13 protein-coding genes are annotated in these 15,567 nt (G+C 60.0%); 4 read left to right on the forward strand and 9 right to left on the reverse strand.

What is annotated here, in order from left to right:
- Positions 1 to 31: 31 nt before the first annotated feature.
- Positions 32 to 628: an eCIS core domain-containing protein gene (locus tag LAB08_RS17175; RefSeq protein ID WP_096510583.1), complete on the reverse strand. Its 597-nt coding sequence runs from the start codon at positions 626 to 628 to the stop codon at positions 32 to 34.
- 155 nt (positions 629 to 783) lie between these two features.
- Between LAB08_RS17175 and LAB08_RS17180 the strand changes: the two genes are divergently transcribed.
- Positions 784 to 945 carry a DUF2986 domain-containing protein gene (locus tag LAB08_RS17180; RefSeq protein WP_096510582.1) on the forward strand — a complete coding sequence of 54 codons (162 nt, stop codon included), beginning with the start codon at positions 784 to 786 and terminating at the stop codon, positions 943 to 945.
- 13 nt (positions 946 to 958) lie between these two features.
- Here the strand turns inward: LAB08_RS17180 and LAB08_RS17185 are convergent, their stop codons facing one another.
- Positions 959 to 3,889 carry a sensor domain-containing phosphodiesterase gene (locus tag LAB08_RS17185; RefSeq protein WP_096510581.1) on the reverse strand — a complete coding sequence of 977 codons (2,931 nt, stop codon included), beginning with the start codon at positions 3,887 to 3,889 and terminating at the stop codon, positions 959 to 961.
- 198 nt (positions 3,890 to 4,087) lie between these two features.
- Between LAB08_RS17185 and LAB08_RS17190 the strand changes: the two genes are divergently transcribed.
- Entirely contained in the window at positions 4,088 to 4,828 is a 741-nt protein-coding gene (locus LAB08_RS17190) for a Mut7-C RNAse domain-containing protein (protein ID WP_096510580.1), read from the forward strand.
- Between the two features lie 21 nt (positions 4,829 to 4,849).
- Here LAB08_RS17190 and LAB08_RS17195 read toward each other — a convergent pair whose 3' ends face one another.
- A complete protein-coding gene (locus LAB08_RS17195) occupies positions 4,850 to 5,740 on the reverse strand; it encodes a LysR family transcriptional regulator (protein ID WP_096510579.1) in 891 nt (296 codons plus the stop codon).
- A 99-nt stretch (positions 5,741 to 5,839) separates the two neighbouring features.
- On the opposite strand from LAB08_RS17195, the gene LAB08_RS17200 reads away from it, so the two are divergent.
- The gene (locus LAB08_RS17200) at positions 5,840 to 6,829 is read left to right on the forward strand and encodes a zinc-dependent alcohol dehydrogenase family protein (protein ID WP_096510578.1); all 990 of its coding nucleotides are present in this window, start codon (positions 5,840 to 5,842) and stop codon (positions 6,827 to 6,829) included.
- 124 nt (positions 6,830 to 6,953) lie between these two features.
- Here the strand turns inward: LAB08_RS17200 and LAB08_RS17205 are convergent, their stop codons facing one another.
- The 6 genes from LAB08_RS17205 to LAB08_RS17230 all read right to left on the reverse strand — a co-directional run bounded on the left by LAB08_RS17205 (position 6,954) and on the right by LAB08_RS17230 (position 14,904).
- Entirely contained in the window at positions 6,954 to 7,496 is a 543-nt protein-coding gene (locus tag LAB08_RS17205) for a dihydrofolate reductase family protein (RefSeq protein WP_096510577.1), read from the reverse strand.
- Positions 7,497 to 7,631: 135 nt separating this feature from the next.
- The gene (locus LAB08_RS17210) at positions 7,632 to 7,991 is read right to left on the reverse strand and encodes a DUF6124 family protein (RefSeq protein ID WP_096510576.1); all 360 of its coding nucleotides are present in this window, start codon (positions 7,989 to 7,991) and stop codon (positions 7,632 to 7,634) included.
- Between the two features lie 626 nt (positions 7,992 to 8,617).
- Positions 8,618 to 10,036, reverse strand: coding sequence for an efflux transporter outer membrane subunit (locus tag LAB08_RS17215; protein WP_096510575.1), 1,419 nt, complete (start codon positions 10,034 to 10,036; stop codon positions 8,618 to 8,620).
- Positions 10,033 to 13,212 (reverse strand): efflux RND transporter permease subunit, encoded by a 3,180-nt coding sequence (locus tag LAB08_RS17220; protein ID WP_096510574.1) that lies wholly within the window; start codon positions 13,210 to 13,212, stop codon positions 10,033 to 10,035. The genes LAB08_RS17215 and LAB08_RS17220 overlap by 4 nt, the downstream gene beginning before the upstream one ends.
- A 12-nt stretch (positions 13,213 to 13,224) precedes the next feature.
- On the reverse strand, positions 13,225 to 14,484 hold the full coding sequence (mexE, locus tag LAB08_RS17225; RefSeq protein WP_096510573.1) for a multidrug efflux RND transporter periplasmic adaptor subunit MexE: 1,260 nt from the start codon (positions 14,482 to 14,484) through the stop codon (positions 13,225 to 13,227).
- Between the two features lie 141 nt (positions 14,485 to 14,625).
- Positions 14,626 to 14,904, reverse strand: a complete 279-nt coding sequence (locus LAB08_RS17230) for a LysR family transcriptional regulator (RefSeq protein WP_096510572.1) — start codon at positions 14,902 to 14,904, stop codon at positions 14,626 to 14,628.
- 109 nt (positions 14,905 to 15,013) lie between these two features.
- On the opposite strand from LAB08_RS17230, the gene LAB08_RS17235 reads away from it, so the two are divergent.
- Entirely contained in the window at positions 15,014 to 15,565 is a 552-nt protein-coding gene (locus tag LAB08_RS17235) for a TetR/AcrR family transcriptional regulator (protein WP_096510571.1), read from the forward strand.
- Positions 15,566 to 15,567 lie beyond the last annotated feature (2 nt).

Below are 15,567 nucleotides of genomic sequence, written 5' to 3' on the forward strand. Positions count from 1 at the left end.
GCGGGTTGAATCCGCAGGCCCAGGCGGCCCTTCAATGAGTCCCTTGCCGCACCGATCGTCTGACCTCAGCCTGTATGTCATAAGCCGGTGACTCCACGGCATTGAAATCCTGAGTGTACCGCTGGGCAAAGCCTTCGACTCCCCACTCCTGAAACTGCTGCACATGCTTGAGCTCGTGAGCCCAGAGCGCGATGTCCTGCTCTGCGGTTTGAGTGTCCCGGAAGAGGATGATATCGATCAGCGTCACCGCACCGACATCGGGGTTTTGCAGCATGGCCGTGGCGGCGCTTAACTGGCCGTTGTCGCTGACTTTGTAGCGCGCGGCATCGAGGACGCCGGGGTCGTACCAATGCAACAGTTGCTCGCGGATGTGCGGTGGAATGGGTTGGAGGTCGGTAGTGGCGGCTTCAGCGCGGGCCTGGGTCAGCCACAGCGCCAGGGCCGGCGCCGCGATCTGGTGGATGTCATCAGGCAGGGGGCCCAGCAGCGGTCCCAGGTCCGGCAGGCAGATGCAGCTGTCCAGGCACACTTGTTTCTGGCCAGCCGGGCAGGTGCTGTTCTGGGCCGGCACTTCAAGCGTCAGGCAAAGAACAAACAGCGCCACCAGGCGCGTGGTGATGGCCGGCATTGGGCCCTCCAGGGACGCAAGCAGCGCAAGCAGTGGGTCACACTTGATGCAGCGCGGGCGCTTGAATCAATCAGTACCCGGCAAAAAGCGGACAGGGAACCGGTTTAATATTCAAGCTGATATCATTCAAGAATTTACAGGCCGAGCAGAAAAACATGAATCGTCGCAAAAAAATAAACCAGTTGTTAAAGGCTAATGCCAAAAAGGCCAGTGCCAAACTGGCACCGAAAAGCAAGCCTAAATACATTTGTAAAGCCGACCGATTGAAACTGGCTGCCGAATCCAGTCTCGACTCGATCATCACCCCTGAGAGCTGATCCATTCAGCTTTCTACAAATCCGGTTGTACAGGTATTCCGAGACCCTGGCGATCCACCAGCGAACTCGCCAGCAAGGCCTCCAACCCCATGGGTTTGGCAAAATAGTAACCCTGAGCCTGCCCTGCGCCCATTTCGCGCAGCAAATCCAGCGTCGCTTCATCCTCGACACCTTCGGCGACCACACTCAGGTCCAGTGATTCGGCCATCCGCACAATCGCCCGGACGATTGCGCGACTGCGGGGACTGGTGGTCAGTTCAAGGATGAACGACTTGTCGATCTTCAAGCCGCTGAAGCGGTATTGATGCACATAGCTCAGGGATGAAAACCCCGCGCCAAAGTCATCGAGCACCACCGACATGCCCTTGTCGGCCAATTGCTGCATGGTCTGCCGGGCAATCGCCGGTTCGGCGACCAGCGCGCCTTCGGTCAACTCCAGGCAAATCCTTGACGGCGAGACACCGTGTCGCGCCAACAGTGCAAGCACATCGCTGGCGAAATCCGGGCGCGTCATGCTGTAGCTGGAACAATTGACGTGCACCGCAGGCCAGTGGGCGTGCCGGGGCTGTGCGAGGATCGCTGCGATGCTGTTGAGCATGTACAGGTCCAGCCGACCGATCAGGCGCAAACCCTCGACATCCGGCAAAAACTCGCCCGGCGCGATCACCCGGCCGCCAGGCGGGTGCCAGCGGATCAGCGCTTCCAGGGCCAACAGCTCGCCGGTTTCGACGCTGACAATCGGCTGGAAATACGGCAGCAGTTCGTCGGTCCGCTTGAGCGCGTTGCGCAAGGCCCCTTCCCGCTCGACCTGGTCCGAGACTTCACGGCGCACTTCCTGGTTGAACACCGCGTAGCTGTCGCGCCCGGCAGACTTGACCCGGTACATCGCCGCATCGGCATCGCGCAGCAAGTCGGCCGGCTCGAGATGAAACTGAGTGTCGGCGCTGACGATGCCGATACTGCAGGACGAAAAGACTTCATGGCCATTGATTAAAAACGGCAGGTCAAACGCCACCAGGATCCGTTCGGCGATATCGATCACGACGTCCAGCGGCGCCTCGGGAGCGAGCACTGAAAACTCATCGCCGCCCAGGCGCGCCAGCATGTCGGTTTCGCGCAGGCAACCGCGCAGACGGTGGGCGGCCTGCATCAACAGCAGGTCGCCGAAATGGTGGCCGAGGCTGTCGTTGACCATCTTGAAACGGTCGAGGTCGATGAACATCACCGCCAGATGCCCGCCTTCACTGCCGAACTGCGACCAGGCCTGATTGAGGCGCTGTTGCAGGTAGGTGCGGTTTGGTAGCCCGGTCAGTGCATCGTGGGAGTTTTCGTGTTGCAACTTGGCATTGGCGTGATCGAGCTCGCGGGTACGGCTCTGCACCCGGGCTTCGAGCTTGAGGTTGGCGGCATGGATCGCTTCGGCGGCGGTACGTCGCGACAACGCGGTGTCGATGTGCCGCGATACGAACGTCAGCAGTTCCTGGTCACGCAGGGTATAGCGCACCTGCGAGGTATAGCTTTGCACCGCCAGCACCCCGCGTACCACATCACCATCGAACAGGGGGATGCCCAGCCAGGAATAGGATCGGTAGTACTCATCGGCGATTTCGATTTCACCCTGCGTCGTCAGTCGCTCCGCTTCGCCGACGTCAATCAGGCAGGGACGACGCTGACGGATAACGTACTCGGTCAAACCCCGGCGCCCACGTCGCGCCGCCGGGCAGGTGGTCTGCCGCTCATCGACGTAGTACGGAAAGGTCACCTCACCGGTCGCGTCGTCGAATAGCGCAATGTAGAAGTTCTGCGCGAACAGCAAATCACCGACGATGCCATGCAGGGTTTGGAATAACTCCGCCATGTCGCCCGGCTGGCTCGACAGCTCGGCAATCTGGAACAGCGCACTCTGCAGATGTTCGGCGCGCTCCCGGTCTGCCACTTCCTGCCTCAATGCGTCGTTGAGTGCCGAAAGTTCCAGGGTGCGGCGCATCACCGTCTCTTCCAGGTCAGCCCGGTGCAGAAGCCGGTCCAGCGCCATGGCCACGTGGCGGGCCACCACCAGAAACAACGCGCGATCTTCGGCGCTGTAGGTACGAGAAACGTCGTAGACCTGCATCGCCAGCATGCCAAACACTTCATCCGAGGCATTTTTCAACGGCGCGCCCATCCAGAACTCGGGGCGATCACCGATGCAATAGAAACGGCCCTCGGCCTGAGCCGCGAGAATGCCGGCGGCGTCGATCAGCAACGGCTGGCCACTGGTCAACACCTGGCCGGTCAAGGACAGGTGCGACGGGTCAAGGTATTCGTAGTTCTCCGACTCCAGGGCATCGACGTCGATGATGTCGACGTAATACGGGTAGTCAATCTTGCCACTGTGCGGGTCATACAGTGCGAGATAGAAGTTCTCGGCGTCGATCAGGCTGGCGAGCAGTTTGTGGACCCCCACCAGAAACACTGACCGGTCGCGGGTCGAACTGGCCAGGTAGGTGATTTCATACAGCACACGCTGGGTAAACTGCGCACGGGCCAGAGTATTGGTCTGCACCTCGATGCCCAGGCGCCGGGCAAACTCGGCGAGCGCCGGCTGCGCCGCATCGTTGACGGGCGCGAGCAGCCAACCCAGTACACTTTCACCTCTGCCGGTCGGCCAGCGGTGCAAGCGCCGGGTCAGGCAAAAGGCTTCGAATTCTTCATTGGCAACGCTGGACGGCCACTGCACCCGTGGGTCGCCCTGCCCGACCAAGTGCATTTGCTCACCGGCGCGATAAACCACCCACGACGTGGTGTGCGCCCAGCGGCGTGCCGAGTCCAGCAATTGCTCGATCGCGTCCTGATTGCCAGCGTAGGCCATATTGACCGTATCCAGGTTCCCTTTTGGTTGAGATGCGACAACGTCGCAATCGTTCGATTGCCGCGGGAAGTCGGTCAATGGACGAAAACTCATCAGCGCTCCCTGAGCCAAGAATTGGCGATACTCATTTCCAATTACTAGCAATATGCCAGCGATCTTTCCGTGTAAAGGTTATAGCTGTTTTTTTCAATGGTTTTGTTTTGGTTGTGCGGTGCCGATCGCATTCATACCTGCCGGAGTCGATCTCCAGACCGGACTCGCACATCCCGAAGCCCTGCCATACTGTTAAGCATGACTCGTGCAACCTTCCGCTTCTACGAGGAGCTCAACGATTTCCTGCCGGCCGACCGGCGGCGGCAGTCCTTCACCTGCGAGTGCGCGCAAGGGGCGACGGTCAAGCACATGATCGAGGCGCTCGGGGTGCCGCACACGGAGGTCGAACTGGTGCTGCTCAACGGCGAGTCGGCGGGTTTCGAGCGGGTGATCTTCGACGGTGACCGGCTGGCGGTGTACCCCAAGTTCGAATCACTGGACATCAGCCCGCTGCTCAAGGTTCGCACGCAACCTCTGCGGGTACTGCGCTTCGTCGCGGACGCGCACCTTGGCGGGCTGGCCAGCCTGTTGCGCATGAGCGGCTTCGACACCCTCTACGACAATGGCTTCGAAGATGGCGAGATCGCCGAGATCGCCGCGCAGCAAGGACGCATCGTGCTGACCCGCGACCGCGAACTGCTCAAGCGGCGGATCATCAGCCACGGCTGTTACGTGCATGCCCTGAAACCGTCGCTGCAACTGCGCGAAATCTACGAGCGCCTCGACCTGGCGCGCAGCGCGCGACCCTTCAGCCTGTGCCTTCATTGCAACCTGCCGCTGCACGAGATCTGCCCGGAACTGGCCCGCCCGCAGGTGCCGCCACGGGTTGCCGCCCTCTATTCGCAGTTCCTGCGCTGCGATGGCTGCCAACGGATTTACTGGGAGGGCTCGCACTGGCGCGGCATGTGTGCATTGCTGGCGCCTTTGTTGGATCGATAGTCGAGTGCATTGATATCCGGATCACGCCTTTGGGCCAAACGCAGACTTTGCAAAATCCATGAAGCTACGAAGCTTGGGCGTCAGCCGACGGTCAGGCGCATATAACAGGTTCATCGGGGAGACCGGTACTTTGTAATGCGGCAGAAGATTCACCAATGTTCCACTTCTCAGTGCGTCCTTGACCAACTCTGACGGCAACAACACCACACCCAACCCCGCCACGGCTGCGGCGAGCAACGGATCGCCCTGATTAATCGTCAATCTGCTTTTAATCGGCACATCAATAATGCCCTGCGGCCCTTCGAGGCGAACGTGTGAGCGCCCGTCCGAATAGGCAAAGGCCAGGCATTCGTGCTCCTGCAGGTCCCAAGGTGTGGTGATGGGAGGCCGACGTGCCAGATAGGATGGCGCAGCACACAGCACCAACTGATACGGCATCAGCGGCAGCGCTTTCAAACCGCTGTCCGCAAGATCGCCTATTCGAAACACAACGTCGTAGCCGCCATCGACCAGATCAACAAGTTCGTTCGACAAGGTCAAATCCACGGACACCTGCGGATACCTGACCATGTATTCCAGCAAGCGGGGTGACAAGGTACTCACGCCAAATGTGACCGGGGCATTGATTCTGAGCCGGCCGCTGGGTACGCCCCGGGTCACGGCGGCCATTTCCTCGGCGGCTTCCATGTCGGCAAGAATCATCTTTGCCCGCTGATAGAACGTACGGCCAAAATCGGTGAGGCTTTGCTTGCGGGTCGTTCGATGGAGCAGAGACACGCCCAAATGCTGCTCTAGCATTTTTATCTGCTTACCTATCAGTTGCGGGGACAGATTGAGCTCGTTCGCTACCGCGCTGAAGGAGCCCAACTCCACCGCCTTGACGAATGTGGCCATCAACGTGAGGCGATCCATTGGAAACTCTTTGTTTCTAGTGTTGCGCCATCCTAGGCCTTTATCCAACGCTGGCCAAAGCCTAAATTGACGGCCTGATCAATCAAAGAAGAGGTAACCATGGCACGCATTGTCAGAATTCATGAATACGGTGACGCAAGCGTTTTGAAACTGGAGGCGGTCGATGTGCCTGCGCCTGGACCTGGCGAAGTGCAAATTGAAGTCAAAGCCATTGGGTTGAATCGGGCAGAAGTCATGTTCCGCAATCACGCCTATCTACAGGAAGCGCAATTTCCCAGCCGACTGGGGTACGAGGCGGCGGGTGTCGTGGTTGCCGTCGGCGCCGGCGTCACCGACTTCAGTGCCGGCGATGCGGTCAGTGTGATTCCGCCGCTGGACATTGCCCGCTGGGGCACCTATGGCGAACTGGCGAACGTTCCCGCCCACCTCACGGTCAGACACCCGCAAAACCTTTCCTTTGAACAAGCCGCTGCGTCCTGGATGCAATACGTCACGGCATGGGGCGCCCTGGTCGAACAGGCAAGGCTTGGGAAGGGCGACGTGGTGCTGGTCACCGCCGCCTCCAGCAGCGTCGGCCTGGCTGCCTTTCAGATTGCCAAAATGGTCGGCGCCACTGCGATTGGCATCACTCGCACCCGCGCTAAAAAACAGGCATTGCTGGACGCCGGTGCCGCGCATGTCATCGTCAGCGATGAAGAAGATATGGTTGAACGGGTCATGGCCCTGACCGACGGCAAAGGGGCGCGTGTGGTTTTCGATCCGGTCGGTGGGCCTTCTTTCGAACCGCTTACCCAGAGCATGGCCAAGGGCGGCATTCTGTTGGAGTACGGCGCGTTGAGCCCGGAGCCCACGCCGTTCCCGTTGTTCACGGTGCTAGGCAAGTGCCTGACCCTCAAGGGCTACCTGTACGCGGAAATCGTCTCGGACCCGGCCACCCTGTCCCGGGCTAAGGCATTCATTCTCGACGGCCTGGCATCGGGCGCGCTTTCACCGATCATCGCCAGGACGTTCACGCTTGACGAGATTCAGGAAGCACATCGTTTTATTGAGGCTAACCAACAGGTGGGGAAAGTTGTGGTGAGGGTTTAAGGGGATATAGCGAAACCTCGTACCGCCCCGTTTGACTTTGCAGCGGTCCCGAAAGATCGCAGCCTTCGGCAGCTCCTACAGGTTTACTCGGTTCCCTACAGGAGATGTCGAAGGTTGCGATCCTTTATTTAATGACCTCTATTGCGTAAGTCGACTGCACCAATCCCGAAGGGAAGCTGCGGCTGGATACCAGGGTCAATCCAATGTCCTGCCTGAGCAAGCCAAACAATGGCCTTCCCGATCCGATCAGGACAGGAACTGTGGTAATCACCATATCGGCGACTAACCCGTCGCGCAGGAATGACTGCACCACTTGCCCGCCATCGACATATACCCGGCGCACGCCTTGCTCCGCCAGTTCCTCCATCACGTCCCGGGGTGCGAGGTTAGAGAAACGCAACTTGCCCTTCAACGCCTCGGGTACTGGCGAGTCGGCCAGTTGTTCAGACAGCACCACGACGGGCAGTTCGTAGAACCATGTATCGAAAGTCAGCGCCTTCTCGTAGGTTCCTCGCCCCATCAAAATCACATCTTTATCGGCGATGAAGGTTGAGTAGCCATGATCCTCGGCCTGATCGTCACGCTGCAAAAGCCAGTCGATGTCACCATCGGGCCGAGCGATGAAGCCATCCAGGCTGGTGGCGATGAAAACATGTGCAGTGATCATTCTGATTTCCTTATTGAAGCGAGTTCACAGTCGTTCATACGCATTAGATAGATCCGTCTCTCTTCTACTTCTAAACACATACCTGTGGCGCGGAAACTTGCTCCCACGCCACAGAGGAGCATCACGACAAACACGCTACTCAGCCGGATCAATCTGATCCAGCACCCGATTCGCCGTGATCTCCGCCAGCATGATGCTGTTGGAAATGCCCAGCAGGGCATTTCGTGATCCACCGTCCAGATGATCCACCAACTGGTGGACCATCACATCCACCGAAGCCAGCGTCTCCACCAGATACACCACAAGGGTTTCGGTCGTGAGTTCCGGGTCCACGGTAAACATTGTGCTGGGTGTACGCGGTGTGGCTTTGATGTCGGCCGTCGAAGGGAAGTGGTAGTCGAGGGTACGTTCGGCGGCCTCGTTGAGTTTGTTTGAATCGGGTTCGTAGGGGGATGCGGGATCGGTGTTCGGGGGATTCGGTGAAGGCTTTTTCATAGGCTGAGTTGTCCTGATGATGTGCCAACCCACCTGCTGCTAAACAAAGAGGGGTGGCAACTGCACGCGGGTTAGCAGACCGGAAAACTCAGCAATCCGGCGCGCCCGAAGGCGCCCCACGTACAGCTACCATCAAATACAGGCAATGAAACACCTGCATGACAGACGCACGCACAGCTGAGTTAACACGGGCTGCTAATCCCGATCACTGATGAGCAGTGACACGAATCAAGTTACCAAGCGACCCCAGGGCGCACAAGCCGGCGGATTCTGGCGTAACGGTAGGCAGCGGCGCAAGGTTTTGTGGCTTTCAGGAAGTAATCTTGAGGGCGTTTAAACACACACTGCAAAAAACGTTTAAAGACTGACAAAACCCTGTTTCGCCCACCTGTAGGAGCGAGCTCGCTCGCGATGGTCGTGAACGATTACGCGTAAAACCAGAGACTCCTCGGCGCCTGTTGGTTTTTCGCGAGCAGGCTCGCTCCTACAAGGAAAAGCAACAGCCCCCTCCTGTAGGAGCGAGCCCGCTCGCGATGGTCGTGAACGATAACGCGTAAAACCAGATGCCCCTCGGCGCCTGTTGGTTTTTCGCGAGCAGGCTCGCTCCTACAATGTAGAGAGCGATTTCAGTTTCTGGTTGCCACCTTGTTGCCACCGCTGTCCCACCCGCCTCCCAACGATTTGTAGATCGCAACGATACCCCGGTATTGATCGATTTCACCTTGGGCCTGCGCATCCTCGGCATTCAGCCGTTCACGCTGGGCATCGAGCAGCACCAGATAGTCCACAGCGCCTTCTTTGTATTGCGTCTGCGCCAGATCCGCCGCCGCCCTGCTCGATTCGCTTTGCTTGATCAACGACAACAACCGCTGCTGGCGTTTGCCGTAGTCGCTGAACGCATTCTCCGATTCTTCCAGCGCCAGCAGCACTTGCTGTTCATAGGTGGCCAAGGCGCCTTCCGCGTTGGCGTCGGCACCCCGGATACGTGCTCGCACACTGCCCAGGTCGAAGGCTGCCCAGGTGATGCTCGGACCCAGGCTCCAGGCCTTGGCGGCGGCGGAGCCGATTTGCGAACCGCGCCCGGCGGTGAAACCCAGGAAGCCGCTCAAGCTAACCCGGGGAAACAGGTCGGCGGTGGCAACGCCGATATCCGCCGTGGCGGAAGCGAGCCGGCGTTCGGCCGCCAGCACATCCGGGCGGCGACGCAGCAGTTCGGCGGGATCACCGATGGGCAGTGCCTTGGCGATGGCCGGCAGGTCCTTCGGACTCAGGGACACACTCAATTGATCCGGACGCTCACCGAGCAAGGTGGCGATGCGGTTTTTCTGCCGGACCTGTTCCGCTTGCAGTTGCGGCACGCTGGCTTCGACGGCAGCCAGCCGCGCATCGGCGCGTACCACGTCGAGTTCGTTACCCACGCCGGCATCGCGCAGACTGACGGTCACAGCGCGTGAATCGCTCTGGTTCTTGAGGTTGGCCAGGGCGATTTTTTCCCGCAGTTGCGCACCGCGCAGTTGCCCGTAGGCGTCCACCAACTCGGCGATCATAGTGACCCGCAACTGGTACAAATCCGCGGCTGCCGCGCCTTCCTGGGCGTCGCTCGACTCAAGTGCACGCTGGATGCGTCCGAACAGGTCGATTTCCCAGGCCATGTCCAGGCCCAGGTCATAGCGTTCGATGTTCACACGTTTGTCCGTCAAACCGGGTTCCTGCGCCTTGCCGATTTGGCTGCTGGCGCGACTGGTGACCACCGGCAGGTTGTCGTTGCTGATGTCGTCACGAATCGCCCGCGCCGCTTTCCAGCGGGCAAAGGCCACGCGCAAATCGCGGTTGCCTTCCAGGGATTTGCTCACCAGCTGGTTCAGCGTGGGGTCGTCGAACTGCTGCCACCACACCGATTCAAATCGTGATTGATCGTAGTTGCTTGCTTTCGCATAAACGCTATTGGCCGGTGCGGTGTCCGGGGCCTTGTAGTCCGGCCCCACCGTGCAGGCGGCGAGCGCGGTCACCAGAAGGCTGGGTAAAAAAAGCTTCAGAGCATTCATGGTTGCACCTCCAGGTTCAGCGCATGGGTTTGTTTGCGCGCTTGCTTGCGTTCGATGTAGCGGCGAATCAGGACGAAGAACACCGGTGTCAGCAACAGGCCGAAGAAGGTCACCCCGAGCATGCCGGAGAACACCGCCACACCCATGGCCCGACGCATTTCCGAGCCGGCACCGGTGGAGGTCACCAACGGGATCACGCCCATGATGAACGCGATGGAGGTCATCAGGATCGGCCGCAGACGCATGCGGCACGCTTCCAGTACCGCGTCCAGGGGCGACAGGCCCTCGTCCTGTTTGTCCTTGGCGAACTCGACGATCAGGATGGCGTTCTTGCAGGCCAGGCCCACCAGTACGATCAAGCCGATCTGGGTGAAGATGTTGTTGTCGCCCTTGGAAATGATCACCCCGGCAATCGCCGACAACAGGGTCATGGGCACGATCAGGATCACCGCCAGTGGCAGGCTCCAGCTTTCATACAGCGCTGCCAGCACCAGGAACGCCAGCAAAACGCAGAGCGGGAACACCAGCAACGCGGTATCGCCGGAAAGGATCTGCTGATAGGTCAGGTCGGTCCACTCGTAGGTCATGCCGTTGGGCAGTTCGTCCTTGAGCAGTTTTTCGATGGCCTTCTGGGCCTGGCCGGAGCTGTAGCCGGGGGCGGCCGCACCGTTGATTTCCGCGCTGATAAAGCCGTTGTAGTGCATCACGCGGTCCGGGCCGGAGGTCGGGCTGACCTTGACGAAGGTCGCCAGCGGGATCATCTCGCCATGGTCATTACGCACCTTCAACTGACCGATCTGCTCCGGCTCCTGGCGGAATTGCTGGTCAGCCTGCACGTTGACCTGATAGGTGCGACCGAAGCGGTTGAAGTCGTTGGCATACAGCGACCCCAGGTACACCTGCAGGGTGTCGAAGATGTCGTTGACCGCCACGCCGTGGGTCTTGGCTTTTTCCCGGTCGATGGCAGCTTCGACCTGCGGCACGTTGACGGTGTAGCTGGTGAACAGGTTGGCCAGTTCCGGAACACTGCGGCTCTTGGCAATGATGTTCATGGTTTCTTTGTACAGCGCTTCATAGCCCAGGTTGCCCCGGTCTTCGATCTGTAGTTTGAAACCACCGATGGTGCCCAACCCTTGAACTGGCGGTGGCGGGAACACGGCGATGTAGGCGTCCTGAATGCTGCCGAACTTGGCGTTGAGCGAAGCGGAAATCGCCTTGGCTGACAGGCTCGGATCCTTACGCTCCTCAAAAGCACTCAAGCCGATGAAGGCGATCCCTGCGTTCGGGCTGTTGGTGAAGCCGTTGATCGACAGGCCAGGGAATGCCACGGCGCTGTCGAAACCCGGCTCGTTCATGGCAATGGTGCTCATGCGGCGAATCACCGACTCCGAGCGGTCAAGGCTGGCGGCGTCCGGCAATTGCGCGAAAGTCACCAGGTACTTTTTGTCCTGGGTCGGCACAAAGCCGGTCGGCGTGGTGCTGAAGCCCATGTATGTCAGGGCGATCAGGCCGGCGTAGACCAGCAATGCCACACTGCTTCCACGAATGACTTTGCCGACGGTCATCACATAGCCGCGCCCGGACTTTTCGAAGAATCGGTTGAAGGGTTTGAACAGCCAGCCACCGAACAGGCGATCGAGCACTTTGGAGAACCGGTCTTTCGGCGCACCGTGGGCCTTGAGCAGCACCGCCGCCAGGGCTGGCGACAGGGTCAGCGAGTTGAACGCCGAGATCACCGTGGAAATGGCGATGGTCAGGGCGAACTGCTTGTAGAACTGGCCGGTCAGGCCGGAGATGAACGCCGACGGGACGAACACCGCGCACAGCACCAGCGCCGTGGCGATGATCGGACCGGTCACTTCACCCATGGCTTTTTTGGTCGCTTCAACTGGCTCAAGGCCGGTCTCGATGTTTCGCTCGACGTTCTCCACCACCACGATCGCATCGTCAACCACGATCCCGATGGCCAGTACCAGGCCGAACAGCGACAAGGCATTCAACGAGAAGCCGAACAGGTGCATCACGGCAAAAGTACCGATCAGCGACACCGGCACCGCCACCAGCGGAATGATCGAGGCGCGCCAGGTTTGCAGGAACAGGAGCACCACCAGCACCACGAGAATCAGTGCTTCAAAGAGGGTGTGAACCACCGCCTCGATGGAACTGCGCACGAAGATCGTCGGGTCATACACGATCTCGTAGTCCATGCCTTCGGGGAAGTTCTTCTTCAGCTCGGCCATCTTCGCCCGCACCTGATCGGAGACGTCGATGGCATTGGAGCCCGGGCGCTGGAAGATCGGCATCGCCACCGCTTCCTGGTTGTTAAGCAGGGCCCGCAGGGCGTATTGGTTGGAACCGAGTTCAATCCGGGCAATGTCCTTGAGGCGCGTGATTTCGCCGTTCGGACCACTGCGGATGATCACGTTCTCGAACTCTTCTTCGGTGACCAAACGGCCCTGGGAGTTGATCGACATCTGGAAGCTGGTGGCGTTGGGCGCCGGGGGTGCACCCAGTTGGCCGGCGGCGACCTGGCGATTTTGCTCGCGTACCGCGTTGACCACATCGGTTGCGGTCAGGTTGCGCGAAGCGGTCTTGTTCGGATCGAGCCAGATACGCAGCGAGTAGTCGCCGATACCAAACATCTTCACGTCGCCGATGCCGTTCAGGCGGGACAGCTCGTCCTTGACGTTGAGGATCGCGTAGTTGGACAGGTACAGCATGTCGTAGCGTTTGTCCGGCGAGGTCAGGTGCACCACCATCGTCAGTTCGGGTGACGCCTTGTCCACGGTGATACCGATGCGGGTCACTTCCTCGGGAAGCTTCGGCTCGGTCCGCGTCACACGGTTCTGCACCTGCACCTGGGCGTTGTCCAGGTCAGTGCCCAGGGCGAAGGTCACCGTGAGGGTGAGCCTGCCATCGGCCGTGGACTGCGAATACATGTACAACATGTTCTCGACGCCGGTAATGGCTTGTTCGAGCGGTGCAGCCACGGTTTCGCCAATCACCTTGGGGTTCGCACCCGGATAGTTGGCGTGAATGACTACGGTGGGTGGCACGACCTCGGGGTATTCGCTGATCGGCAACTGAAACAGCGCGATGGCGCCGGCGATCAGGATCAGCAGCGACAGCACCGCGGCGAAGATCGGTCGCGTGATAAAGAACTGAGAGAATTTCATGTCGGTGTTCCCTTATCCGCGAGGAGAAACCGCAGCATCCGTCTTCACCAGTGCGGGTGACTTGACGGAGGCTGGGGCCTGGATTGCCGGTTGATTGCCGGCTTCGATTGCCTGCCGTTGGCGAGTCAGGGTCGCGACGGTTTCAGGGTCGGCCATGGGCGCATCCTGCGGGGCGACCACGGCACCGGGACGGACCCGTTGCAGACCGTTGATGACGATGCGGTCTTCTTTCTGCAGGCCACTGCGCACGATGCGCAGGCCCTCAAGCTTCGGCCCCAGATCGACGCTGCGGTACACGGCCTTGTTGTCCTGATCGAGCACCAGCACGAACTTCTTGCCCAGGTCGGTGCCCACCGCTTCGTCCTTGATCAACAGGCCGGCATAGGCGGCGCTGCCCACCAGTTTCAGACGGGCATACAGGCCCGGGGTGTATTGGCCGTCGGCGTTGTCGAACACCGCACGGCCTCGAATGGTGCCGGTCTTCGGGTTGACCTGGTTGTCGACGAAGTTCATCTGCCCCAGGTGCGTGTTGCCCTCCTCGTTCGACAGGCCCATGTACACCGGCGTGGTCTGGCTGCGCTGGCCCTGGCGGGAGAGCTGGCCGTACTTGAGGAACAGACGTTCATCGGCATCGAAGTAGGCGTAGACCTTGTCGGTGGAGACCACGCTGGTCAGCGGTGTGGTGTCGGCGGTGACGATGTTGCCGGCGGTGATTTCCGCGCGGCTGACGCGACCGCTGATCGGCGCGGTGACGCGGGTGAAACTCAGGTTCAGGCGGGCCAGATCGAGCTGCGCCTGGATCGCATCGACACCGGCCTTGGCTTCTTGCGCGGTGGTGGTGCGGGTGTCGGCCAGTTCGGCGGAAATCGCGTTGCTACCCAGCAGGCGCTGTCCGCGCTGCGCTTCATTGGCGGTGCGAACCAGCGTGGCCCTGGCTTGTTGCAGCTGGGCTTCGAAACGATGCACTTCGTGTTCGAACGGCCGTGGATCGATCTGGAACAGCAAGTCACCCTTCTTCACCAACGCGCCGTCGGTAAAGGCCACTTGTTCGATCTGTCCCGACACCCGTGGACGGACTTCGACGGTTTCCGGGGCCTCAAGGCGCGCAGTCACTTCGTCCCACTCGGTGATGGGCTGCTCGATGACCTTGGCGACCGTGACGTGTGGTGCCCCTGGCGCGTTGGCGGCTACTGGCGCGCGGTCGCAGGCGGTGAGCATCGTGAGGGCCAATGCGGCAAACGGGTAACGAAAAGCTTTGAGTGACTGTGCCATGGGTGGTGTCCGCCAGACGGTTGAAGGATTTGCGAAGTCTCAGCCTCGCGCGAGGCGTCGACGAATCGAACAGGGTGAACTTGGGTATTACTATTAATGATGAGCGTCATGTATAAGGGCAAAAAAACACAACTGTCCTGCTCAAGCCTTGGTATTGCCGATCACGCTGCACACGCAATCCAATGCCGGGCCCAGTGCCTGCGCGACCGAGATGGCGCGGGGCGTGGGCTGCATTTCCCGCCCGGCGCGCTCGAACAAGGGATCGTTGAACAAGGCTCGCAAACGCCTGAGTGCGCCACTGACAGCCGGCTGGCCCATTGAGAGCCGCCTCGCCGCACGGGTGACGTTGCGTTCCTGAATGAGGACTTCGAAAACCACCAGTAGATTCAGGTCGATTCTGCGCAGATCATTACGTTTCATAACGTGTCCACCCGGTATTTGCGCCGACGATATATTACGACCATAATCATTACAAGACATTTGGCGACGACGTGCACACGGCAGGCATACCTGGCCTCAGGAGCAGCTCATGAAAGTGACGAAAGACCAAGCCGCGGCGAACAAAGAAGCGATCCTCACCGCCGCCTCCCGGCTGTACCGGGAAAAAGGCATCGACGGCATCGGCATCGGCGAGCTCTCACGCTCGGTCGGACTGACCCATGGCGGGTTCTACGGGCAGTTTCCCGGTGGCAAGGAACAATTGGCGTCGGAGGCCGTGACCCGGACGTTCGAGACCACCATACGAAACTGGCAAGACGCCAAATCGATCCCGGAGGTGGTGAAGAAGTATCTGACCCAGAAGCACCTGGACAACTGGACCGGAGGCTGCCCGATCCCCGCGCTGGCGGTCGATGTCGCCCGCACCGGTGGCACCGTCAGCCAGTCCTTCACCCAGGGCCTCGAGCGCTTGATCGAGATACTGATGCCACTGGTGGAAGGCGAAACCCAGGAGGAAAAACACCAGCAAGTGCTGCAGGTCATTGCCTCGATCGCAGGGGCCATGATGATTGCCCGCGCGGTGGACAAGCCTGAATTGTCGAAGCAGTTTTTGACGTCGGTGATCGATGCCTGGGCCTCATGAAT

This window comes from Pseudomonas izuensis, assembly GCF_002356535.2.
In the GTDB taxonomy this organism is placed as follows: domain Bacteria; phylum Pseudomonadota; class Gammaproteobacteria; order Pseudomonadales; family Pseudomonadaceae; genus Aquipseudomonas; species Aquipseudomonas izuensis.